Origin of the sequence: Spirillospora sp. CA-108201, assembly GCF_050936235.1 — a bacterium.
In the GTDB taxonomy this organism is placed as follows: domain Bacteria; phylum Actinomycetota; class Actinomycetes; order Streptosporangiales; family Streptosporangiaceae; genus Spirillospora.
This window is the reverse complement of the sequence record NZ_JBNJNE010000001.1, coordinates 1,030,383-1,052,518: the sequence shown is the minus strand read 5'-3', so window position 1 is coordinate 1,052,518 and position 22,136 is coordinate 1,030,383. Positions and strand designations below refer to the sequence as shown.

The following is a 22,136-nucleotide window of genomic DNA, read 5'->3' as shown; positions in this document are numbered from 1 at the left end:
GACGACGACGAGGAGAAAGCGATGAGCGAGATACTGAAGAAGCTCTCGGGCGAGGGCGTGTCGATCTGGCTGGACGACATCAGCCGCGAGCGGTTGCGCACCGGCGGCCTGGCGGAGCTGGTCAAGGACAGGCAGGTCGTCGGCGTCACGTCCAATCCGACGATCTTCGCGAAGGCGCTGAGCAAGGGCGACGCCTACGACGACCAGGTCCGCGACCTCGCGGTGCGCGGCGTCGACGTCGAGGAGGCGTCCCGCGCGATCACCACCTTCGACATCCGGTGGGGCTGCGACGTGCTGCGCCCGGTCTACGACCGGACGGAGGGCCTGGACGGCCGCGTGTCGATCGAGGTCGACCCGCGGTTGGCCCGCGACACCCGCCGCACGGTCGCCGAGGCGCGGGCGCTGTGGTGGATGGTGGACCGGCCCAACCTGCTGATCAAGATCCCCGCGACGGAGCAGGGCCTGCCGGCGATCACGGCGGTGCTGGCCGAGGGCATCAGCGTGAACGTGACGCTGATCTTCTCGCTGGAGCGCTACGGCAAGGTCGTCGACGCGTTCTTCGCCGGGCTGGAGAAGGCCCGGGAGAACGGCCACGACCTGTCGAAGATCGCCTCGGTGGCCTCGTTCTTCGTCAGCCGGGTGGACACCGAGATCGACAAGCGGCTCGACAAGATCGGCTCGGACGAGGCGAAGGCGCTGCGCTCCAAGGCGGGCCTCGCGAACGCCCGGCTCGCCTACGCGCTGTACGAGGAGAAGTTCGGCACCGACCGCTGGAAGGCGCTCAAGGACGCCGGGGCCCGCCCCCAGCGGCCGCTGTGGGCCTCGACCGGCGTGAAGGACCCCGACCTCAACGACACGCTGTACGTGGACGAGCTGGTCGCGCCGGGCACCGTCAACACGATGCCGGAGGCGACGCTGGAGGCCGAGGCCGACCACGGCCAGGTCCGCGGCGACACCGTCCGGGGCGCCTACGACGACGCCCGCGCGCACATGGCGGCGCTGAAGGAGGCCGGCGTCGGCTACGACGACGTCGTCCGGGTGCTGGAGGAGGAGGGCGTCGAGAAGTTCGAGGCGTCCTGGAAGGAGCTCCTCGACACCATCACCGGCGAGCTGGAGTCCAAGAAGGCCGGCGCGTGACCTCGGTGGTGACCGCCGGGGGGATCTCGGTCACCATCCGCGGCGCCGTCGTCGACGAGAGCGAGACGGTCCTGGACCGTCTCGTCTCCGACGGCGTGCCGGGCTCGCTGGCGTCCCGCAACGCCAAGCTGTGGGGGCCCGACGCGGCCCCGCTGGCCGCCCGCAGGCTCGGCTGGCTGGGCCTGCCGGAGACCTCGCGGTACCTGAGCGACCGGCTGTCGGGCCTGGTGGGCGAGGTCCGCTCCGCCGGGCTCGACCGGATCGTGCTGGCCGCGTCCGGGGGCCCGGCGCTGGCCGCGGACGCGATCTGCCGGACGGCGGGCGCGGACCTGACCGTCCTCGACACCACCGACCCGCACGAGGTGTCCGCCGTCCTGGCCGGCGGCCTGGACCGGACGCTCGTCGTCGTGGCGGACGAGGGCGTCGAGGCCGAGTCGCTCCGGCGCGTCTTCGGGCGCGCCTTCTCCGAGGCCGGGCTGAAGGGCGACGAGCTGGCGCGCCGGTTCGTCGTCGTGGCCGAGGAGGGCTCCGCCCTCCACCGGGCGGCCGGCGAGGTCGGGCACCGTCTCGTCCCGGCCGAGCCCGACGTCGACGGCCGGTTCGGCGCGCTCGGCGCCCGGGCGCTGGTCCCGGCGGCGCTCGCGGGCGTGGACGTCGAGGTCCTGCTGGACGAGGCGGCCCGGCTCGCGGCGGCGCTGCGGCAGCCCTACGACAACCCCGCGCTGGCGCTCGGCGCGGCGCTCGCCTCCTCGGCGCTCGGCGCCCGCGACAAGCTGGTGATCGCCGACCTCGGCTCCGGCCTGGACGGCTTCGCCGCGTGGGCGGAGCAGCTGGTCGCCGGGGCGATGGGCAAGGACGGCAAGGGCCTGCTCCCGGTCGTGGTGGAGGGCGTCGACGCGCCCGGCTTCGAGCTGACCAGAGATCTGCGGCGCGTCATCCTCGGCCGCCGCCCGGACGAGCCGGGCCCCGGGCGCGAGGCGGGCGTGAGCGTCGCGGGGCCGCTCGGCGCGCAGTTCCTGCTGTGGGAGTACGCGGTCGCGGTGGCCTGCCGCGTGATCGGGGTCGACCCGTTCGCCGAGCCCGACGTCGCCGAGTCGCGGGAGAGCACGGCGGCTCTGCTGCGTTCGGAGGAGGGCGCCGCCCCGACGGTGGTGCACCGGCCGCCGGAGCTGGTCGAGGGCGCCGTCGAGGTGCACGCCCCCGAGGACGCGCTGCGGGGCGCGCAAACCCTCACCGAGGCGCTGGACGTCCTGCTGGAGGACGTCCAGGACGGCGGCTACCTCGCGCTCCTGGCCTACCTGGACAGGTCCGGGGACGCCGCGGCGGCGGAGGTGCGGGCGCTGCTGGCCGCGCGGGGCGCGAAGGTCCGCAGGCACCCCGCCCCCGTCACGTTCGGCTGGGGGCCGCGCTGCCTGCACGCGGCCGGGCAGTACCACAAGGGCGGCCCGGCGAACGGGACGTTCCTCCAGGTCACGGGTGCCGTCACCGGCGACGTCCCGGTCCCGGGCAAGCCCTACAGCCTGGGCGAGCTGCAACTCGCGCAGGCGTTCGGCGACCTGCGGGTGCTGCGCTCGCTCGGCCGTCCGGCCTTCCGGATCCACCTGCGCGACCGGGCCGAGGGCCTCGACGGGCTCGCCGCGGCGCTGGGCTGAGCGACCGGGTCCGGCCGCGTCGACTCATTGCGACCGGCCGGATCCGGGACGCGACCAAGAAGATCGACGGAGATGGTGCGGATGCCCTTTCTCTCCTGAAACGATGGGGGCCGGGAGGGAACGGTGTCAGGATTCGACGTACTCACGCGCGGTGACGTGCTGGACTCGGCGCTGCAGGCGCGGGACTACCTCGTGAGCTGCGGCGTCCCCGGCGCGCTGGCCGCCAAGGACCCCCAGCTGTGGGGGCGGCGGGCGGTGGACCACAGCCGGCTGGGCTGGCTCGACCTGCCCTTCGCCTCCCGCGGACTGCTGAACCAGGTGGACGGCCTGGTGTCGGAGGCGCGGTACTCGGGCCTCGACCACGTCGTGCTGATCGGCGTCGGCGCGGAGAGCCTCGCCGCGCAGGCCGTCGTGGAGGCGCAGGCGTCCGCGCCGGCGGGGGCCGGCGGCGCGGACGGGCGGCCGTCCGGCGAGCTGACCGTCCTGGACGGCGGCGACACCGCCGCGCTCGCGTTCGCGATGGAGCGGCTCGACCGCACGCTGGTCGTGCTGGCCAGCAAGGCGGGCGTGTCCCTGGAGGGCGACGCCTACCGCCGGATCTTCGCGGCCGCGTTCCGGGAGCGGGGCATGTCGGAGCGGGAGATCGCGAGCCGGTTCCTCGTCATCACCGACCACGGCAGCCCGCTGCACGACTTCGCCCGCCAGTGCGGTTACCGCATCGGGCTGACCGACCCCTACCTGCCCGGCCACTACGGCGCCCTGTCCGCCTACGGGCTCGTCCCGGCCGTGCTGGCCGGCGCGGACGCCGACCGGCTGCTGGAGGAGGCGGCGTCGCTGGTGCCGTCGCTGTCCAAGGACGAGGACAACCCGGGGCTGCTGCTCGGCGCCGTCATCGGCGGCTGCGCGCAGCAGGGACCGGGCGGCGTCGCCCGCGACAAGGTGCTGCTGCGCGAGCCGGGCGGGCCGGGCGCGCTGAGCGCGTGGATCTCCCAGCTGCTCGCGGTCGGCACCGGCAAGCGGGGGCGCGGCGTGCTGGCCTTCGAGCCGCCCGGCGGGCGGGGCGACTTCCCCGACGTGCACGGCGTCTCGGTCAATCCGCGCTCGGCGGCGCAGGACGAGTCCGACACCTCGGTGTGGGCGCCGCTCGGGGCGCAGTTCCTGCTGTGGGAGTACGCGACGGCGGTCGCCGGGTGGCTGCTCGGCGTGAACCCCTTCGAGGCGGGCAGCGCGGTCGTCCAGGAGGCCGAGGACGACGCCGCCACGCTGCTGCGCACGGTCGCGGGCGGGTCGCTCACGGCGGAGCGGCCGGTGTACGTCGAGGACGACATCGAGGTGCACGCCGACTTCCCGTGGCCGCCCGGCGCCGAGTTGCAGACGGTCCTCGGCGGCCTGGTCTCCTCGGTGCCGTCCGACGGCTACCTGGCCGTGATGACGTACCTGTCGGGCGACTTCTCCGGGCGCTACCTCGCGCCGTCGCTGGCCCGCGCGTCCGGACGCCCGGTCGCCTACGGTCCGGGGCCCGGCTACCCGCACGCGACGGGCCCGGTACACAAGGACGGTCCGGGCAACGGCGCGTTCCTGATCATCACCGGCGACCCGGCGCCGGGGGACGCGCTGGCCGCGCACCCCGTCCCCGGACGGCCCTACAGCCTGGCGCAGCTGCAGACCGCCCGCGCCCTCGGGGAGCTGCGGGCGCTGCGCGCGCGGCGGCTGCCGGTCATCCGGCTGCACCTGCGCAACCCGGTGGACGGCGCGGGGCGGCTGATCGAGGCGGTCCGCGCCGTGGCGGGGGCGCGCAGGCCGTGAGCTTCACCGCCGTCGTCTCGGGGGAGACGGCCATCACCGCGCGCGGTCCGCTGAAGGAGGCCGCCGAGCGGGTCATGGGCCGGTTGTGGATCGACGAGGTGCCGGTCCGGCTCGCCTCGGAGGACGCCTCGCTGTGGCCGTCGGCCGCCGGCGCCGCGGTGGAGGGCCGCCCGCTGTGCTGGCCCGGGCAGCCCGGTCCCGGCCGCGCGGTGCTGGACCGTGCCGAAAAGCTGCGCGAGCGGGCCCGCGAGGACGGGCTGACCGACGTGGTGCTGCTCGGCGGCGGCGCCCCGGCCCGCGCCGCCGAGCTGATCGTCCGCGCCCGCGGGCTCGCCGCGCCGGACGGCCGCGGCGCCCTGACGGTGCTGGACGGCCCGGATCCCGGGGCGCCGCTGCGCGTCCGCGAGGACCCGGAGCGGCTGAGCCGGACGGCGTTCGTGGTGACCGGCGACGACCCGGCGACCGAGGCGCTGCGCGAGGTGTTCGCGGAGGCGCTGCGCGAGGAGGGCCTGTCCCCCGCCGGGGTCGCGCGGCGGTTCGTCACGGTCGCCGAGCCGCGCGCGGCGGCGGCCAAGCACGCGGCGGAGGCGGGACACCCGCTGGTGGAGGCTCCGGCGCCCACCGCGTTCGGCGCGCTGTCCCCGTACGCGCTGGTGCCCGCCGCGCTCGCGGGCGCCGACGTCGCCGCGCTGCTGGAGGAGGCCACCGCCGTCCTGCCGTCGCTGACGCGGCCGGAGAACAACCCGGGGCTCGTGCTCGGCGCCATCCTCGGCGGCGCGGCCCGGGCCGGGCGGCGGACGGCCGTGCTCGGCGGCTACCCGGCGGCGCTGCCGGGGATCGCCGGGTGGGCCGCGCTGCTCCTGCGGGAGGCGGCCGGCAGCCGGCTGGCGCCGGTCGTCCAGGACGGGGGCCTGCCGCTGCTGCCCGACGACGACCTGTTCCTGCTGACGTTCGACGGCCGCCCGCACCAGGACGACGCCACGGTCGCCGGACCCCTCGCGGCGCAGCTCGTCGTGTGGGAGTACGCCGCCGCCGTGGCGTCCTACCTGCTGGAGGCCGACCCGCTGGCGGTGGGGCGGCCCGCCCCCATGACGCTGGACGACGGCACCGGCGAGCCGCTGTTCGCCGAGGGCGACCCCGGGCGGGCGGTCGAGGCCCACACGACCGTCCCGGCGCTGGCCGGCGCGGCCGGGCTCACCGGGCTGCTGGACGCGCTGGCCGCCCGGGTCGGGCGGGGCGAGCACCTCGCGCTCGTCGCCTGCCTCGACCCCGACGAGGCGCGCGGCCAGGGCGCGCAGGTGCGCCGGCTCGCCGCGCTGCTCGCCGCCCGCTGCGGGCGGCCGGTGCGGGTGGACTGGGGCGCGCGGCCGCCCGCCGGCGGAAATGATCACCCGGACGGGGGCGTTTACCTCCTGGTGACCGGGAACGTCGTCCGCGACGTGCCGGTCCCCGGCCGGCACCACGGGCTCGGCATGCTGCAGCTCGCGCGGGCGCTCGGGGACGCCCGCGACGCGCGCGCGGCGGGCCGCCCGGTGGTCCGGCTCCATCTGCAGAACCGGCGGGCCGGGCTGGCCCGGCTGCTCGACGCCGCCAGAGGGGACATATGAGCGCTCACACAGCGGGGACCGGAGACCGCGGCCGGACAGGGGGCGGTTCCCGGTTGGGGCCCGCGAGACGAGTTGGGGCAGGATGCTTGCAGCAGTAGTCGAAGAAGGCGCAGTGCGATCAGAGGGGGCCACGTGACCAACACAGCCAATCCGCTCCGCGACCCGCGGGACAAGCGCCTGCCGCGGGTGGCCGGGCCGTGCGTGCTCGTGCTGTTCGGGGTCACCGGGGACCTGTCGCGCAAGAAGCTCCTCCCGGCGATCTACGACCTGGCGAACCGAGGGCTGCTGCCGCCGGGCTTCTCCCTGGTGGGATTCGCGCGCCGCGACTGGGAGAACGAGGACTTCCGCCAGATCGCCTACGAGTCCGTCAAGGCCCACGCGCGGACCCCGTTCCGCGAGGACGTGTGGACGCACCTGATGGAGGGCATGCACTTCGTCCCCGGCGAGTTCAGCGACCCGGGCGCGTTCGACGCGCTGGCGATGGCGGTCAAGGAGCTGGACGAGAGCCGCGGCACGGGCGGCAACTACGCCTTCTACCTGTCGATCCCCCCGAAGTTCTTCCCGGAGGTCGTCGAGCAGCTGCAGCGCAGCGGCCTCGCCGACCGCGAGGAGGGCTCGTGGCGCCGGGTCGTCATCGAGAAGCCCTTCGGCCGCGACCTGAAGACCGCCGTCGAGCTGAACGACACCGTGCACCGCGTGTTCCCCGAGGAGGCGATCTTCCGGATCGACCACTACCTCGGCAAGGAGACGGTGCAGAACATCCTGGCCCTGCGGTTCGCCAACACGATGTTCGAGCCGATCTGGAACCGCTCCTTCGTCGACCACGTGCAGATCACGATGGCCGAGGACATCGGGATCGGCGGCCGGGCCGGGTACTACGACGGCATAGGCGCCGCCCGCGACGTCATCCAGAACCACCTGCTGCAGCTGCTGGCGCTCACGGCGATGGAGGAGCCGACGTCGTTCGGCGCCGACGCCGTCCGCGCCGAGAAGGCCAAGATCCTTTCCGCGGTGCGGGTGCGGGGCGACCTGGCCCGGTCGACGGCGCGCGGGCAGTACGCGGCGGGCTGGCAGGGCGGCGTGAGCGTCCGGGGGTACCTGGAGGAGGAGGGCATCCCCGCCGACTCGCGCACCGAGACCTACGCCGCGGTCAAGCTGGAGATCGACAACCGCCGCTGGGCGGGCGTCCCGTTCTACCTGCGCACCGGCAAGCGGCTGAGCCGCCGGGTGACGGAGGTGGCGATGGTGTTCCAGCAGGCGCCGCACCTGCCGTTCTCGCACACCGACACCGAGGAGCTCGGGCAGAACGCCCTGGTGATGCGGGTGCAGCCGGACGAGGGCATCACGGTCCGGTTCGGCTCGAAGGTGCCCGGCACCTCGATGGAGATCCGCGACGTCAACATGGACTTCGCCTACGGCGAGTCGTTCACCGAGGCCTCGCCCGAGGCGTACGAGCGGCTGCTGCTGGACGTGCTGATCGGCGACCCGCCGCTGTTCCCCCGGCAGGAGGAGGTCGAGCTGTCCTGGAAGATCCTCGACCCGATCGAGGAGTACTGGGCGAGCCGCGGCGGCCTCGACCAGTACAAGTCCGGCGGCTACGGGCCCGACAGCGCCGACGAGCTGATGGCGCGGGACGGCCGAACCTGGAGGCGGCTCTAGATGAACATCGATCTGACCGGCACGACGACCCGCAAGATCCAGGACGCGCTGACGCAGTCCCGGCATCTGATGGGCGGCCCGGCCGTCGGCATGGTGCTCACACTGATCATCGTGACGGACGAGTCGGCGCAGTACGATGCGGTGCGCGCCGCGACCGAGGCGGCGCGCGAGCACCCCTGCCGGGTGCTGACCGTCATCTCCCGCGACCCGCGCGGCAACTCCTCGCGGCTCGACGCCGAGATCCGGATGGGCGAGACCGGCCCCGGCGAGACGGTGCTGCTGCGCATGTACGGGCCGCTCGCCGAGCACGCCGACAGCGTCGTCGTGCCGCTGCTGATGCCCGACACGCCGGTGGTGACGTGGTGGCCCGGCGGCAAGGTGCCGAAGGTGCCCGCCAAGGACCCGCTCGGCCGGCTGGCGCAGCGCCGGGTGACCGACGCCTACGCGGCGCGCGACCGGCTCGGCACCCTCGCCCAGCTCGCCGAGGGCTACCGGCCGGGCGACACCGACTTCGCCTGGACGCGGCTGACCTCCTGGCGGTCGCTGCTGGCCGCCGCCCTCGACCAGGAGCACGACGAGATCACCGCCGGCGAGGTGATGGCCGAGCCGGACTCCCCGAGCGCGGAGCTGCTGGCGGCGTGGCTGTCGGTCCGGCTCGGCGTCCCGGTGGACCGCACGGTCTCCGAGGGCCCCGGCATCACCGGGGTCCGGCTCGCGACGACGAGCGGCGACCTCGTGATCGACCGCCCGGACGGGCGGGTCGCGACGCTGTGCCGCCCCGGCCAGCCCGACCGGCAGGTGGCGCTGATGCGGCGGCCGATGGCGGAGCTGCTGGCCGAGGAGCTGCGGCGCCTCGACCCCGACGAGGTCTACCGCGACGCCGCCGCCCGGTTCGCCAAGGACCTGGCGGGCGGTTCGCAGAAGCCGGGCGCGGCGAGCGAGCCGGCGTCGGCGACCTCCGGCGCCGCCGCGACGGGCGCCGCCAAGAAGCAGGCCGAGTCGAAGCAGGCCGAGGCCAAGCAGGCCGAGGCCAAGCCGTCCGCTTCCAAGCAGGCGGACTCCAAGCAGCCGGCGCGCAAGGGGCGCGGCAGGGCGGGGGACGCGTGACCACCCGGACCGTCCTGGTCCACGAAGACCAGGCCCTGCTCGCCGAGGCCGCCGCGGCCCGGCTGCTGACGCGGATCGCCGACGCCCAGGCGGCGCGCGGTTCGGCGTCGGTCGTGCTCACCGGCGGCGGCGTCGGCACGGCGGTGCTCGCCGCGCTCGCCGCCACGGGCGTCCGGGACGCGGTCGACTGGGGCCGGCTGGACGTGTGGTGGGGCGACGAGCGCTTCCTGCCCGCCGGAGACCCCGAGCGCAACGAGACCGGGGCGCGCGAGGCGCTGCTCGACCACGTCCCGCTCGACCCTTCGCGGGTGCACGCGATGCCGGCGGCCGACGGCCCGGACGGCGACGACCCGGAGGCCGCGGCGGAGCGGTACGCCGCCGAGCTGCGGGCCGCCGCCGGACCCGGCGGCGGCCCGGTCCCGGCCTTCGACGTGCTGATGCTGGGCGTCGGCCCCGACGCGCACGTGGCGTCGCTGTTCCCGGAGCTGCCGGCGCTGCGCGACGAGGGCGCCGTGTCGGCGGTGCGGGGCGCCCCGAAGCCGCCCCCGACCCGGATCTCGCTGACGTTCCCGTCCCTGCGGGCGGCGGACGAGGTGTGGCTGCTGGCTGCGGGCGAGTCCAAGGCGAAGGCCATCGGACTCGGGCTGGCGCCGGACGCGGACCCGTTCCACGTCCCCTGCGCCGGGGCCCGCGGCCGGAGCCGGACCCTGTTCCTGCTCGACCGCGCCGCCGCCTCCGAGCTCCCGCCGGGCGAGAAGGCGTGACCGCCCCGTGAACCCCTCCTGACGGAAGGCCCGTACACCTGGGAGAAGACTGAACAGTAGCGGTGCTCCCGCATGCCTTGCGCAAAACCGTGCATACCCTGACCGAGGGAAACCCGCGTCGAGCGTGAGGAGTTCTCAGGTGCTCAAGGGTCGGACCGGGACGGTGAGTGCGGCGGTCGCCGGGGCGGTGGTGATCGCCGCTGCGGGCTGCTCCTCCGGGGGCGGCGGTGGAGGCGAGGGCGGTGACGGCGGCGAGGCCGGGGACGCGGTGAAGCTCGCCGTCACGCCCGCCAACGGGACGCGGCAGGCGGCCCCGGACAAGCCGGTCACCGTCACCGCGGATCACGGCAAGCTCACGAGCGTGACCCTCACCTACGGTAAGAAGGGCGCGAAGGCCGGCGGGAAGCTCGCCGCCGACGGGAGGTCGTGGACGTCGTCGTGGACGCTCCAGCCGTCCACGACGTACACGGTCGCGGCCAAGGCGACCGGGGACGGCGGCAAGCAGGCCACCGCGACGTCGACGTTCACGACGCTGACGCCGCGCAAGAAGCTGGAGAGCGGCATGTCCCCGCTGGACGGCGAGACCGTCGGCGTCGGCATGCCCGTCCAGCTGCTGCTGTCCAAACCGGTCGGTACCAAGGCGGGCAAGGCGGCGGTGGAGAAGGCGCTTGAGGTCCGCATGTCCAAGCCGGTCGAGGGCGCCTGGTACTGGGTGAGCGACAGGGAGGTCGACTTCCGGCCCCGCGACTACTGGCCGTCCGGCCAGAAGGTGAAGGTCGTCGCGCACCTGGCGGGGCTGAAGGCCGGCGAGGGCATGTACGGGATGAAGGACCGCAGTGTCGGCTTCACCGTCGGGCCGCGGCACATCACCACCATCGACGCCAGGAAGCACCGCGCGACGGCGACCGACGGCGGCAGGACCGTGCGGACGATGAAGGTGAGCCTCGGCAAGCCGGGCCACGACAGCTACAGCGGCACGATGATCGCGCAGGAGAAGGCGGCGCACATCGTCATGGACTCGGCCACCACCGGCGACCCCGGCGAGTACCGGATCCCGACGAAGTGGAACGTCCGCCTCACCTACAGCGGGACGTTCGTCCACTCGGCGCCGTGGTCGACCGACGCCCAGGGCAACGACAACGTCAGCCACGGGTGCGTGAACGCCTCCCCCGGCGACGCGAAGTGGTTCTTCGACTTCACCAACCGGGGCGACGTGGTGAAGGTGACGGGCACGTCGCGGCGGCTCCAGTTCGGGAACGGGCCGACGCCGTGGGCGAAGTCCTGGGACGGCTGGCTGAAGGGGAGCGCCGTCGGCAGGCCGGTCATGGGCACGCCCCTCACCTGAGGTCACCGGCGCCGTCCACGACCCCGCTGGCACACTTGGTGGCATGCAGAAGCTCTCGTTGGACGCACAGGTACGGGACCTGATGAAGCGCGCCGCCGCGGCCTCGACCGGGCGCGGCGCCGACACCGTGTACGGCGGGCACGAGCACGTTCTGCGCCAGACGCTGATCGCCATGACGGCGGGCACGTCGCTGGCGGAGCACGAGAGCCCCGGTGAGGCGACGGTCCTGGTCATGCGGGGGCGGGTCCGGCTGGTGGCGGGCCAGAACTCCTGGGACGGCATCGCCGGCGACCTGCTGATCGTCCCGGACGTGCGGCACGGCCTGGAGGCGCTGGAGGACGCCGCGGTGCTGCTCACCGTGGCCAAGTCCGGCTGACAGGTCCGGCCGACAGGTCCGGCCGACGGTGCGGGGCGCGAGCCGGGCCGGACCGCCCCGATGTCGGGTCGGCCCGGCCCGGCGCCTCCGGCGGGAGGGCGCGCCGCCTCAGGCGCAGGTGAGGTCCCGCGCGGGAAGGCGGCCGGTCGACAGGTAGTCGTTGACCGTGTCCCTGACGCAGGTGTTCGGATAGCCGCGCTGGTAGGGCGCGTGGACGTCGGCGTCCAGCGTGACCATCCGCGACCCGCGCAGCAGCCCGTGCAGCGCCCGGTTGTCGGCGTAGGTGGTGCGGGTGTCGCCGGTCGCGGCCACCATCAGCGCCGGCAGCGGCCCGCCGACCTCGGTCGGCCGCTCGGCCGGCCGCGCCGGCCAGAACGCGCACGGGTTGACGTTGCGGGTCAGCGGCGCGAACAGCGGGCTCGCCGCCCGGTTCCGCTCGATGTCGCGGCGGTAGAACGCCGCGTCGCGCGGCGCGGCCGCGTCCCCGCAGATGATGGCCGTCTGCCCGCTCCCGTAGACCGACTCGGCGCCGGTGAGCAGGAACGCCAGTTCCTCGTCCAGTTCCTTGGTCGGCTGGACGCTCTGCCCCGCCGCGGCCTTGGCGAAGACGCGCATCGACTCCGCCAGGACGGCCCTGGGCTCCTCCTCGTCGGTGCCGAGGTTGTCGAACAGCACGACGGGCAGCGTCGTGTCGTCCACGCGGTACCGGCCGACGACCAGGGGCGCCTTGGCGGACGCCTCGACGAGCCCGCGCACGGTGCCGAGGACCTCGGCGCGGGTGCCGCCGAGGCCGTAGGTCGCGTCGCGCTCCGCCGCCCAGTCGGCCCACGCGCCGAGCGCGTGGTCGTTGGCGCCCTCGGTGCCGGCCAGGAGGCGGGGGCCGAACCGCGCCGGGTCGACCGAGCTGTCGAGGACGACGCGGTCGAGGCGGCCGGGGAACATCGTCGCGTACACCGACCCGAGGTAGGTGCCGTACGACGCGCCGTTGTAGGAGACCTTCCGCTCGCCGAGGGCGCCCCGGACGACGTCCATGTCGCGGGCGATGTTGCGCGTGCTGACGTGCGGCAGGACGCCGGCGTTCGTCCGCGCGCACCGGTCGGCCAGGTCCTTGGCGAACGCCGCGGACCGGTCGAAGGAGCGGCGGCTCTCCCCCGCCGACCTGATCCAGGTCCCCGAGGGCCCGTGGCAGTCGACCGGGGCGCTGCGGCCGAGCGAGCGCGGGTCCATGCCCACGAGGTCGTAGCGCGGGCCGGCCTTCCCCATGACGGAGCGCATGTAGGGCGGCATGTCGATGGCCGGTCCCGGGCCGCCGCCGTTGAGGATCATCGTCCCGATGCGGCGGGCGCCGCCGGACGCCGCCAACCGGGAGATCGCGACGGTGATGGTGCGGCCCTCCGGGCGGCGGTAGTCGAGCGGGACGGTGACGTCCGCGCACCGGGCGCCCGCCTCGTCGAGCTCCTTGCCGACCTCGTCGCCGGAGCCGAGCGTGCACGCCTTCCAGTTCAGCCGCTGGTCGTAGAAGCGGGCGAGGCCGTCCCTCCCCGACGTGGCGGCGGCCGGTTCGGCGGCGCGCGCCGCGCCCGGCGCGGCGGCCCCGTCGCAGAAGGCCGTCTCGACGAGCCTCATCTGGTCGTCGAACGCCTCCTTGGTGGAGGGGTTCTCGTTGAGGGCGACCGTCACGCGGCGCCCGGACGGCGCGGTGCCCGAGACGGTGATGTAGCTTTCGAGGCCGCCGGCGTGCCCCCACCAGGTGCCGCCGCAGCGCAGCGGGGTCCCGATCAGGCCGAGGCCGTAGGCCGCGCCGTCCCACACGCGGTCGGGGTCGGCGGGAACCGTCCGCCGCATCTGCGCGAGCATCGCGGGGGGCAGCAGGCGGCCGTCCGCCAGCGCGCCGAAGAAGGCGTTCAGGTCGCGGGGGCTGGAGATCATCGCGCCGCCGGCCCAGGCCACCGTCGTGTTCATCTCGGTGAAGTCCTCCCACCGGACGGTCCCGTCGCGCTCCTCGCGCAGGTAGCCGCGCGCGTGCGCTCCCCTGATCCGCGTGCCGTCCCCCGGCCAGTAGGTGTCGCTCAGCCGCAGCGGCCGGATGATCCGGCGCCGCACCTCGTCCTCCAGGCTGTGCCCGCTCGCCTTCTCCGCGATGAGCCCCGCGAGGACGTAGTTGGTGGTCGAGTAGTGCCAGCCGGGGCCCGGGTGCGGGAGCGTCAGCGCCCGCTCCACCAGCTGCTCGGGCTCGAAGTGCCGGAAGCGGTACCCGTCCGGGCTCGTGAAGGTGTCCATGTGGTCGGGCAGGCCGCTGGTGTGCCGCAGCAGGCTCCGCACGGTGATCTTCCGGCCGTCGTAGCCGCCCCGGTCGACCAGGCCGGGCAGGTAGCGCTCGACCGGGGCGTCCAGCGAGATCCGGCCCTCCCGGGCCAGCTGGAGCACGGCGACCGCCGTGAACGTCTTGGTGACGCTGGCGATCCGCACCCGCAGGTCCGCCCGCATCGGCCGCTGCGTGCGGCGGTCGGCCACCCCGCTGCCGGCCGTCCAGGCGCCGCACGCGGGGTCGTCGACGCGCACGGCGGCTCCGGTGAGGCCGTGCGTCCCGGTCATCCGTTCCAGGGCCCGCAGCGTCGCCGTGCGGTCGGTGCAGCCGGCCGGCGCCGGCTCGGCTCGGGCGGGCGCGGGGACGGCGGCGGCCGCGGCGACGGCGGCCCCCGCCGCCAGAACCGCGACGGCCCGCCTGGCGGCCCGGCTGGCGGCCCGGCGCCGCCTCGGGTGTGTGGTCGTCATGGTCTTCGACGCTAGGCGGGCGCGGCCGCGGGCACACTGCGGGCAGCGGGCGGCCGCGGGGTGGGGACAGCCCCAGCGGGCGGGGCGGGCGCGCACCCGGCGACCAAAGTCGATGGCCCCGCCGACCTGCGGCCGCTGACCGGCGCGGGCGCCATGGCTACCGTTGGGCGGGTGAACCTCCTGCGACGATCGTGGCGCGACTGGCTCGGCGACCTCGGCGCCGTCGGCGCCGCGATGGCGCTCGGCTGGGTGCTGCTCCAGGGCACGGTGGAGGACCTGCCCCCCGGCGAGACGATCGCGGTCCGCCAGGACGTGCTGGTCGGGGCCGCCACCTGCGTGTTCCTCCTGCTCTTCCGGCGGCGCCATCCCGTGGCGGTCGCGGTCGTCATGGTGTTCGCGCAGTGGGCGGCGACGACGGCGCTCGGCACGGCGGCGATCGCGATGTACTCGCTGGCGATGCTGCGCCCCTGGCGGATCGCGCTGCCGATCGCGGGCGCCAGCCTGGCGCTGATCATCGGACTGTTCTGGGTCGCGGGGTCCGGCGAGGACTTCCTCGAGGGCAGCGTCATCTTCGCGCTGATCTACGCGGTCCTCGTCACGACGGGCATGCTGGTGCGGTCCCGGCGGCAGCTCATCGCCTCGCTGGAGGAGCGGGCCCGCGCCGCCGAGACCGAGCAGCGGCTGCGGGTCGAGGAGGCCCGGCTGCTGGAGCGCGAGCGGCTCGCCCGCGAGATGCACGACGTCCTCGCGCACCGCATCTCGCTGCTGGCCGTGCACGCGGGGGCGCTGGAGTTCGGCCCGGGCACGCCGGAGGGGCAGCGCGAGGCCGCCGGGATCATCCGGCGCAGCGCCTACGAGGCGATGGAGGACCTGCGCGAGGTGATCGGGGTGCTGCGGGACGACGCGCCCGGCGCCGATCCCGAGCGCCCGCAGCCGACGCTCGCGGACGTCCCCGGGCTCGTCGAGGAGTCGCGGCGGGCCGGGGGCCGCGTCACCCTGGAGCAGAGCGTCCCCGACCCCGGACTGGTCCCGTCCCGCGTCGGGCGGCACGCCTACCGGATCGTCCAGGAGGGGCTGACGAACGCCCGCAAGCACGCGCCGGACGCGGACGTGAGGGTGCTCCTGAACGCGGGCGCCGACCTGGACGTCGAGATCGTGAACGCGATGCCCCCCGGCCCTCCCGCCCTGCCCCTCCCGGGCTCCGGCACGGGGCTCGTCGGCCTCGCCGAGCGGGTGGCGCTGCTCGGCGGGACCCTGGAGCACGGCCGCACCGGCGACGGGCGGTTCCGGCTGCGCGCCCGCCTTCCGCTGCAGGCCGCGCATGGCGCCGGGACCGGTGGGAAAGGAGATACGCATGGCAGCGAACTCCTCTGACGAGCCCGTCCTCGAAGAACTCGACCGCGCCGAGTGCATGAAGCTCCTCGCCGGCGGCACCATCGGCCGGGTGGCGTTCGACGACGGCGAGGGGCCGACGGTCGTCCCGGTGAACTACGCCGTCGAGGGCGATTCGGTGATCTTCCGCACGTCGGCGTCGGGCCGGCTGAACCGCAACCTGCTGTCGGCGGTGACCGGCGGGGAGGTCCGGGCGGCCTTCGAGGTCGACCGCTTCGAGGAGGCCCACCACGAGGGCTGGAGCGTGCTGCTGCGCGGCGGCGCGCACCCCCTCTCCGAGGCGGAGAAGGCCGAGGCGGCGCAGGTCCGGCCGTGGCCGGGCGGCGACCGGGAGGCATGGTTCCGGCTGGCCGCGTCGAGCGTCACCGGGCGCCGCCTGCGCCGCGCCTGAACCGCCCGTAGGGTGGCGGGATGGACTCCCCTCCCGTCCGCGTCCTGATCGTGGACGACGACGCGCTCGTCCGGGCCGGCCTGTCGATGATGCTGGCGAGCGCCGACGACCTGGAGGTGGTCGCCGACGTCGCCGACGGCGCCGAGGTCGTCGCCGCCGTGAACCAGCACCGGCCCGACGTGGTGCTGATGGACATCCGGATGCCGCGGCTGGACGGGCTCGCGGCGACCGCGCTGCTGCGGGGCCGCCGCGAGCCGCCGGAGATCATCATCCTGACCACGTTCGACAGCGACGACCACATCCTGCGGGCGATGCGCGCGGGCGCGAGCGGCTTCCTGCTGAAGCACACCCCGCCGCCGGAGATCGTCCGGGCGATCCGCCAGGTCGCGGCCGGCGAGCCGATGATGTCGCCCGCGGTGCTGCGCAAGATGATGGCGTACGTGGCCGAGAGCGGCGCCGACCCGCGCCGGGCCCGCGCCCGCGAGCTGCTGGCCCGGCTGAGCGACGGCGAGCGGGCCGTGGCCGCGCTCGTCGGGCGGGGCCGGACCAACGGCGAGATCGGCAGGGAGCTGTCGCTCAGCGTCGCCACGGTGAAGGCGTACGTGTCGCGGCTGCTGACCAAGCTGGAGCTGAACAACCGCGTCCAGATCGCCCTCCTCGTCCACGACGCCGCCCTCGACGACTAACCTTCGGGGCCGCGCCGCGCCAGCGGGACGTGGCGGAGCAGCAGCGCGGCCCCCAGGCCCACCGCGGCGACGGGCAGCGCCGCGACGAACAGGGTGGAGAACGCGTCCGCGAACGCCTCGGCGACGCCGTCGCGGACCGGCGCCGGGAGGGTCTCCAGCACCTCGGGGCGGACGGCGTCGCCGAACGCCGGGACCCGGCCCTCCGGGACCCGCGAGGCGATCTCCTCGGCGAACCGGTTCGACACGACGGCGCCGAAGACCGCCATCCCGGCGGCGGTGCCGAGCATCCGGCTCGCGAAGACGCCCGAGCTCGCCGCGCCGAGGTCGCGGCGCGGCGCGGCCTGCTGCGCGATCAGCATGACGACCTGCTGGGACAGCCCGGCGCCGAAGCCGAGCACCGCCATGTAGCAGCCCGCGGCGGGGAGGCCCGTGCGGGCGTCCATGGTGGCCAGCAGCGCGATCCCGGCCGCACTGACCGCCATGCTCGCCGCCGGCAGCCGGTGGTAGCGGCCGGTGCGGTGGATGTACTTCCCCGCCGCCACGGACGACACCAGCAGGGCGAGCATCATCGGCAGCAGGAGCAGGCCCGACCTGGTCGCGCCCACTCCCCCGACGACCTGGAAGAACATCGGCAGGTAGGTGGCGAGCCCGAACCCGGTGGCGCCGCCGACGGCCGCGACCGCGCAGGCCGCGCCGAACGACCGGTCGCGGAACAGCCGCGGCGGGATGATCGGCTCGGCGGCCGTGCGCTCGGCGAGCACCCAGACGGTGAACAGCACGGCCGAGGCGGCCGCCAGCGCCAGGACGGCGGGCGAGCCCCACGCGTACCGCGTTCCGGCCCAGCTGGTGAACAGGGTGAAGCAGGTGACGGCGGCGCCGAGCAGGACGATCCCGGCGTAGTCGATCCGCGGCCTGCCCTGGGGCGCCGGCAGCCGCAGGAACAGCACGACCAGCGCGGTGGCGGCGACGCCGAGCGGCAGGTTGAGGTAGAACACCCACCGCCATGACGCATGGTCGGTGAGGACGCCTCCGGCCAGCGGTCCCGCGATGCTGGAGACGGCGAAGACGATCGCCGAGTACCCCTGGTAGCGGGCGCGCTCGCGCGGCTCGAACAGCTCCCCGGTGAGCGCGAACATCGAGCTCATCAGGCAGCCGGCCGCCGCGCCCTGGACGGAGCGGAACACGATCAGCCAGGTCATGGTGGGCGCCGCCCCGCACGCCGCCGACGCGGCGAGGAAGCCGAGCAGGCCGGTCAGCAGGACGCGGCGGCGCCCGAACAGGTCCCCGAGCCGTCCCGACAGGGGGACGGTGACGCTGGTGGCCAGCACGTAGGCCGTCGACACCCAGGCGAGCCGGTCGAGCCCGCCGAGGTCTCCGACGATCGTCGGCAGCGCGGTGCCGAGCACCGTCGCGTCCAGCGAGGACATCAGCCCGGCGAGCATGAGCCCGCCGAACACCAGGAGCCGGTGCCGGTCGGTCATCGGCGCGGTCGTCTCGATCACGCGGACCTCCTTTTCTATGCTTAAGACATGTAGATGCTAAGCACATGTAGATGAGTCGCGCAATCCATCTAGACTTGGCGCCATGAGCGACGAGGCGCTGGACGCCGTCGAGCGGAGCATGGTCAGGCTGCGCCGGGGCATGTCGCGGCAGCGGCTGGGCAAGGCGGCGATCCGGGACCACAACCTCCCCGTGGACGTGCAGGTCCTGCACGTCGTGGACATCGTGGACGAGGGTCCCGACCGGCCCGGCGAGGAGATGAGCGTCGGCCTGGTGGCCGCCCGGCTCGGCGTCGACGCCTCCCGCGGCAGCCGCATCGTCGCCGAGGCCGTCAAGTCGGGCTACGTCCGGCGGGTCGCCTCGCAGGAGGACGGCCGCCGCATCCACCTGGAGCTCACCGACGCGGGCAGGACCGTCGTCGAGGCCACCCGCCGCACCCGGCAGGAGCACTTCGCCAGTGCCATGAGCGGCTGGACGGACGAGGAGCGCTCCGCGTTCGCCCGCCTCCTGTCCCGCTTCGTCCACACCTACGAGGACTGACCGCCGGCGCGGGCGCCCCGCGTCCTCCCCCGGTCGCGGGCGGGCGGCGCCCGTCTACACCCCCGGTTGCGGGTCCGGCGCGATGCGCTCGGCCTCGCGGAGGACGATGCCGGGCCGGGCCGCCGCCTAGGCTGGCGGAATGGGTGGTCGCCTGGTCCCGCTGCCGCCGGCAGGGCGCGCGCGGGACGCGGCCCTGGCGGGCGGAGTGCTCGCCGTGGTGGCCGTCAGCAGCCTGAAGTCGCTCGTCGGCCCGCGGGAGGAGCCGTGGTCCGCGACCGCGTCCGACTGGGCCCTGATCCTCCTGGCCTGCGGGGCGCTGTTCTTCGCCCGCCGGCGGCCGGTGCCCGTCGCGGTCCTCGTCCTGGTGACCACCGGCGTGTACTACGTCGCCAGCCTGCACGACGGCGGGCTGATGATCGCGGTCATCGCGGCGCTGTACGCGGTCGCGGCCGGGGGCCGGCTCCAGGCCGCGGTCGTCCTCGCGGCGCTGACCGTGATCGCCACCGGCGCGGGCACCCTGCTCGGGAACCGCGACGTCAACGGCGTGGCGCTGTTCATGCTGACCGGGTGGCTGGTGGCCGTGGTCGCGCTCGGATGGGTGCGGCACAGCCGGCTCGTCTACCTGCGCGAGGCCGAGCGGCGCGCCGCGGGCGAGGAGCGGCTGCGCATCGCCCGCGAGCTGCACGACGTCGTGGGGCACCACCTCTCGCTGATCAACGTCCAGGCCGGGACGTCGCTGCACCGCTTCCACCGCGACCCGGCGCAGGGCGAGGCGGCCCTCGCCGCCATCAAGGGGTCGAGCCGGGAGGCCCTGCGCGACCTGCGCGCGACCCTCGGGGTGCTGCGGCAGGCCGACGAGGAGGCGCCGACCGCGCCTCCGCCCTCCCTGGACGGGATCGGCGGCCTGATCGGGTCGGCCCGGTCGGCGGGGCTCACCGTGCACGGCCGCGTCACCGGCGGGGCGGACCCGCCCACCGAGGTCGGCCTGGCCGCCTACCGCATCGTCCAGGAGTCCCTCACCAACGTCTCGCGGCACGCCGCCGCCGCGGAGGTCACCGTCAGCGTCGAGCGCGGGCCCGGCGCGCTGCTCGTCGAGGTCGCCGACGACGGCCGGGCGCCGCCGCGCCGCCGCCCGGTCCGGGCAGCGGCGTCGACGGGATGCGCGAGCGGGCCCGCGCCCTCGGCGGCGAGCTGACGGCGGGGCCGCGGCCGGGCGGCGGGTTCGTCGTCCGGGCCCGGCTGCCCTACGGGAACGAGGCGTCCACACGATGATCAAGGTTCTGCTGGCCGACGACCAGGGACTGGTCCGGGCCGGGTTCCGCTCCATCCTCGACGACGAGGACGACATCACCGTCACCGGCGAGGCCCCGGACGGCGCCCGGGCGGTGTCCGCGTGCCGCGAGCTGCGTCCGGACGTGGCGCTGCTGGACGTGCGGATGCCCGGCATGGACGGTCTGGAGGCCGCCCGCCGGATCACCACCGACCCGCGGCTCGACGGCGTGAAGGTGGTGATCCTGACGACCTTCGACCTGGACGAGTACGTGTACGGGGCGCTGCGCGCCGGGGCGACCGGCTTCCTGCTCAAGGACACCGAGCCGGCGGAGCTGATCCAGGCGGTCCGGGTCGCGGCGCGCGGGGACGCGCTGATCACGCCGTCCGTCACCCGCCGCCTCATCGGCGAGTTCGCCGGGCGGGCGCAGGCGCCCGCCCCCGGCCCGCGCCTCGGCTCCCTCACCGTGCGGGAGCGTGAGGTGATGCTGCTCGTCGCGGCCGGGCTCAGCAACGACGAGATCGCCGCCCGTCTCGTCCTCAGCCCCGCCACCGCCAAGACCCACGTCAGCCGCATCATGACCAAGCTGGACGTGCGGGACCGCTCGCAGCTGGTCGTCCTCGCCTACGAGTCCGGCATGGTCAGCCCGCGCTGGATGCGACCGGGGAGGTAGGCGCGCCGCGGGCCCGCAACCGGCGGTGTAGCGCGGATGCCCGCCGCGGGCCGATGCGGCCGGGGCGGCCGCGTCCCGATCCTGGGGACCATGAACCACACCGGCGCCATGATCGGGTTCGTGGTCGGCGGGGCCGCGGGCTTCCTGCTGACCGAGACCGTGGGAGCGTTCTTCACCTTCGTCCTGGACCGCACGCTCGACGTCGACGGCACTCCCGTCCTGCTGGCCGCCTTCATCGTCGTGCCGGTCCTGTCCGCGCTCGTCGGCGCCGTCGCCGGCTCGCGCTTCGGGGCCGGCCGGTGAGCCCGGCCCCGGCGGTCAGGCGAGGCGGGCGCGGAGCAGGCAGAACTCGTTGCCCTCGGGGTCGGCCAGGGGGACCCAGCTCTCCTCCCCGGTCTGCCCGACGTCCACCGGCCGCGCCCCCGCGGCCAGGAGCCGCTCCAGTTCGGCGTCCTGGTCACGGTCCGTGGCGTTCACGTCGAAGTGCAGGCGCAGCTTGCCGTTCTTCGGCTCCTCGCTGCGGCTGAGGATCAGCGTCGGGTGGAGCCCGCCGAACCCCTCCGGCGGGCCGATCTCGATGTCGTCGCCGTCCCTGTCCAGCACCACGAACCCGAGCGCCTCGCACCAGAACTCCGCGAGCCTCTCCGGGTCGCGGCAGTCGAGCACCAGTTCACTGATCCGGCACGCCACGGTCGCCCCCACGTCCTACGAAGATCGAATATCTGCCCCCCACCGTGGCAGAGACCCGTACCGGTCGTCGAGCGGAGTACCGTCGGGCCGGCCCGGTTCCGGGCGCCGCTCCTAGAGGCGCAACCGCAGGCGGCCTGAGGCGAGGGCCTCCGCGACCCGCTCCTCGGTCCCGGCGACGTCCTCGTCCGAGGTGTCGAGCACGTGGCGCTCCAACTCGCCGAGGTCGGCGAACTGGTCCCACATCGCCAGGATCGGGCTGCGGTCCACCAGCGCGCCGGGCTCGGTCCGGGCCTGGGCCCGGGCGAGCGCGACGTCGCGGCGCGGGCGCAGGACCGCGTAGTGGAAGGGCACGGAGGGGCGCAGGCGCGCCTGCTCGCGGAAATGGCCGAGCATCCACGGGCCGACGATCCCGTCGACGACGGTGACGAAGCCCCCGCTCGCGTAGGTGAACGCCGCGCCGGCGATCACCTCCATGACGGTCTCGTTCTGGGCGCGCGACGCCGGCTCGTACGGCGGGATCGCACCGGCCACGATGCCGTGCCAGAAATCGTCGGTGTGCAGGTGGACGGCCTTCCGCCGGCGGCGGGCGATCCGGCCCGCGACCGTCGACTTGCCCGCTCCGGGAGGGCCTGTCAGGACGAGGACGCTGCTGGGCATGTGATCACCCTAGGGGCGGGCGGCGGGCGCCCCTCACCGGGCCGGGTCAGGGAGGACGGCGACCGTGGGCCACAGGCGGGGCGCGGGGACGCCGGCAGGGCCGCCCTCC

20 protein-coding genes are annotated in these 22,136 nt (G+C 75.1%); 16 read left to right on the top strand and 4 right to left on the bottom strand.

All coding sequences use genetic code 11. The annotated features are described in order from the left end of the window. Positions 1 to 21: 21 nt before the first annotated feature. The 9 genes from tal to ACQEU6_RS05005 all read left to right on the top strand — a co-directional run bounded on the left by tal (position 22) and on the right by ACQEU6_RS05005 (position 11,453). Positions 22 to 1,137, top strand: coding sequence for a transaldolase (gene tal / locus ACQEU6_RS05045; RefSeq protein WP_499329419.1), 1,116 nt, complete (start codon positions 22 to 24; stop codon positions 1,135 to 1,137). Further along, on the top strand, positions 1,134 to 2,789 hold the full coding sequence (locus ACQEU6_RS05040) for a glucose-6-phosphate isomerase (RefSeq protein ID WP_499329418.1): 1,656 nt from the start codon (positions 1,134 to 1,136) through the stop codon (positions 2,787 to 2,789). The genes tal and ACQEU6_RS05040 overlap by 4 nt, the downstream gene beginning before the upstream one ends. 123 nt (positions 2,790 to 2,912) lie before the next feature. Further along, positions 2,913 to 4,595, top strand: a complete 1,683-nt coding sequence (locus tag ACQEU6_RS05035) for a phosphoheptose isomerase (protein ID WP_499329417.1) — start codon at positions 2,913 to 2,915, stop codon at positions 4,593 to 4,595. Further along, positions 4,592 to 6,202, top strand: coding sequence for a hypothetical protein (locus tag ACQEU6_RS05030; RefSeq protein ID WP_499329416.1), 1,611 nt, complete (start codon positions 4,592 to 4,594; stop codon positions 6,200 to 6,202). Before ACQEU6_RS05035 ends, ACQEU6_RS05030 begins: the two co-directional genes overlap by 4 nt. A 132-nt stretch (positions 6,203 to 6,334) precedes the next feature. Further along, positions 6,335 to 7,861: a glucose-6-phosphate dehydrogenase gene (zwf, locus tag ACQEU6_RS05025; protein WP_499329415.1), complete on the top strand. Its 1,527-nt coding sequence runs from the start codon at positions 6,335 to 6,337 to the stop codon at positions 7,859 to 7,861. Continuing rightward, positions 7,862 to 8,968 carry a glucose-6-phosphate dehydrogenase assembly protein OpcA gene (gene opcA / locus ACQEU6_RS05020; RefSeq protein ID WP_499329414.1) on the top strand — a complete coding sequence of 369 codons (1,107 nt, stop codon included), beginning with the start codon at positions 7,862 to 7,864 and terminating at the stop codon, positions 8,966 to 8,968. Further along, positions 8,965 to 9,732 carry a 6-phosphogluconolactonase gene (pgl, locus tag ACQEU6_RS05015; protein WP_499329413.1) on the top strand — a complete coding sequence of 256 codons (768 nt, stop codon included), beginning with the start codon at positions 8,965 to 8,967 and terminating at the stop codon, positions 9,730 to 9,732. The genes opcA and pgl overlap by 4 nt, the downstream gene beginning before the upstream one ends. 139 nt (positions 9,733 to 9,871) lie before the next feature. Continuing rightward, complete coding sequence (locus ACQEU6_RS05010) at positions 9,872 to 11,077, top strand: L,D-transpeptidase (RefSeq protein WP_499329412.1); 1,206 nt, start codon at positions 9,872 to 9,874, stop codon at positions 11,075 to 11,077. A 43-nt stretch (positions 11,078 to 11,120) separates the two neighbouring features. Next, positions 11,121 to 11,453, top strand: a complete 333-nt coding sequence (locus tag ACQEU6_RS05005) for a cupin domain-containing protein (protein WP_499329411.1) — start codon at positions 11,121 to 11,123, stop codon at positions 11,451 to 11,453. Between the two features lie 108 nt (positions 11,454 to 11,561). Here ACQEU6_RS05005 and ACQEU6_RS05000 read toward each other — a convergent pair whose 3' ends face one another. Continuing rightward, positions 11,562 to 14,228 (bottom strand): alpha/beta fold hydrolase, encoded by a 2,667-nt coding sequence (locus ACQEU6_RS05000; RefSeq protein ID WP_499329410.1) that lies wholly within the window; start codon positions 14,226 to 14,228, stop codon positions 11,562 to 11,564. A gap of 171 nt (positions 14,229 to 14,399) precedes the next feature. On the opposite strand from ACQEU6_RS05000, the gene ACQEU6_RS04995 reads away from it, so the two are divergent. The 3 genes from ACQEU6_RS04995 to ACQEU6_RS04985 are packed head-to-tail and all read left to right on the top strand — an operon-like array spanning position 14,400 to position 16,697. Continuing rightward, entirely contained in the window at positions 14,400 to 15,602 is a 1,203-nt protein-coding gene (locus ACQEU6_RS04995; RefSeq protein ID WP_499329409.1) for a sensor histidine kinase, read from the top strand. Beyond that, positions 15,583 to 16,011 (top strand): pyridoxamine 5'-phosphate oxidase family protein, encoded by a 429-nt coding sequence (locus tag ACQEU6_RS04990; RefSeq protein ID WP_499329408.1) that lies wholly within the window; start codon positions 15,583 to 15,585, stop codon positions 16,009 to 16,011. The genes ACQEU6_RS04995 and ACQEU6_RS04990 overlap by 20 nt, the downstream gene beginning before the upstream one ends. Before the next feature lie 20 nt (positions 16,012 to 16,031). Continuing rightward, positions 16,032 to 16,697, top strand: coding sequence for a response regulator transcription factor (locus ACQEU6_RS04985; protein ID WP_499329407.1), 666 nt, complete (start codon positions 16,032 to 16,034; stop codon positions 16,695 to 16,697). On the opposite strand, the gene ACQEU6_RS04980 is transcribed toward ACQEU6_RS04985, so the two are convergent. Continuing rightward, on the bottom strand, positions 16,694 to 18,199 hold the full coding sequence (locus ACQEU6_RS04980; protein ID WP_499329406.1) for an MDR family MFS transporter: 1,506 nt from the start codon (positions 18,197 to 18,199) through the stop codon (positions 16,694 to 16,696). The genes ACQEU6_RS04985 and ACQEU6_RS04980 overlap by 4 nt on opposite strands. An 82-nt stretch (positions 18,200 to 18,281) precedes the next feature. On the opposite strand from ACQEU6_RS04980, the gene ACQEU6_RS04975 reads away from it, so the two are divergent. The 4 genes from ACQEU6_RS04975 (at position 18,282) to ACQEU6_RS04960 (ending at position 20,983) form a co-directional block, all read left to right on the top strand. Continuing rightward, positions 18,282 to 18,737, top strand: coding sequence for a MarR family winged helix-turn-helix transcriptional regulator (locus ACQEU6_RS04975; RefSeq protein WP_499329405.1), 456 nt, complete (start codon positions 18,282 to 18,284; stop codon positions 18,735 to 18,737). Between the two features lie 139 nt (positions 18,738 to 18,876). Next, positions 18,877 to 19,932: a sensor histidine kinase gene (locus ACQEU6_RS04970; RefSeq protein ID WP_499329404.1), complete on the top strand. Its 1,056-nt coding sequence runs from the start codon at positions 18,877 to 18,879 to the stop codon at positions 19,930 to 19,932. A gap of 73 nt (positions 19,933 to 20,005) precedes the next feature. Then, positions 20,006 to 20,680: a response regulator gene (locus ACQEU6_RS04965; protein WP_499329403.1), complete on the top strand. Its 675-nt coding sequence runs from the start codon at positions 20,006 to 20,008 to the stop codon at positions 20,678 to 20,680. 90 nt (positions 20,681 to 20,770) lie between these two features. Then, positions 20,771 to 20,983, top strand: coding sequence for a hypothetical protein (locus tag ACQEU6_RS04960; protein ID WP_499329402.1), 213 nt, complete (start codon positions 20,771 to 20,773; stop codon positions 20,981 to 20,983). A 15-nt stretch (positions 20,984 to 20,998) separates the two neighbouring features. On the opposite strand, the gene ACQEU6_RS04955 is transcribed toward ACQEU6_RS04960, so the two are convergent. Together ACQEU6_RS04955 and ACQEU6_RS04950 are read right to left on the bottom strand one after the other, a co-directional pair. Further along, complete coding sequence (locus ACQEU6_RS04955; RefSeq protein ID WP_499340089.1) at positions 20,999 to 21,370, bottom strand: VOC family protein; 372 nt, start codon at positions 21,368 to 21,370, stop codon at positions 20,999 to 21,001. A 111-nt stretch (positions 21,371 to 21,481) separates the two neighbouring features. Continuing rightward, on the bottom strand, positions 21,482 to 22,027 hold the full coding sequence (locus tag ACQEU6_RS04950; RefSeq protein WP_499329401.1) for an AAA family ATPase: 546 nt from the start codon (positions 22,025 to 22,027) through the stop codon (positions 21,482 to 21,484). Positions 22,028 to 22,136: the final 109 nt, after the last annotated feature.

Bases quoted from the DNA above. Each gene is read 5' to 3' on its own strand.
- tal (WP_499329419.1), top strand. From the start codon at position 22: ATGAGCGAGATACTGAAGAAGCTCTCGGGCGAGGGCGTGTCGATCTGG.
- opcA (WP_499329414.1), top strand. From the start codon at position 7,862: ATGAACATCGATCTGACCGGCACGACGACCCGCAAGATCCAGGACGCG.
- ACQEU6_RS05005 (WP_499329411.1), top strand. From the start codon at position 11,121: ATGCAGAAGCTCTCGTTGGACGCACAGGTACGGGACCTGATGAAGCGC.
- ACQEU6_RS05000 (WP_499329410.1), bottom strand. From the start codon at position 14,228: ATGACGACCACACACCCGAGGCGGCGCCGGGCCGCCAGCCGGGCCGCC.
- ACQEU6_RS04990 (WP_499329408.1), top strand. From the start codon at position 15,583: ATGGCAGCGAACTCCTCTGACGAGCCCGTCCTCGAAGAACTCGACCGC.
- ACQEU6_RS04985 (WP_499329407.1), top strand. From the start codon at position 16,032: ATGGACTCCCCTCCCGTCCGCGTCCTGATCGTGGACGACGACGCGCTC.
- ACQEU6_RS04975 (WP_499329405.1), top strand. From the start codon at position 18,282: ATGAGCGACGAGGCGCTGGACGCCGTCGAGCGGAGCATGGTCAGGCTG.
- ACQEU6_RS04970 (WP_499329404.1), top strand. From the start codon at position 18,877: ATGGGTGGTCGCCTGGTCCCGCTGCCGCCGGCAGGGCGCGCGCGGGAC.
- ACQEU6_RS04965 (WP_499329403.1), top strand. From the start codon at position 20,006: ATGATCAAGGTTCTGCTGGCCGACGACCAGGGACTGGTCCGGGCCGGG.
- ACQEU6_RS04960 (WP_499329402.1), top strand. From the start codon at position 20,771: ATGAACCACACCGGCGCCATGATCGGGTTCGTGGTCGGCGGGGCCGCG.
- ACQEU6_RS04950 (WP_499329401.1), bottom strand. From the start codon at position 22,027: ATGCCCAGCAGCGTCCTCGTCCTGACAGGCCCTCCCGGAGCGGGCAAG.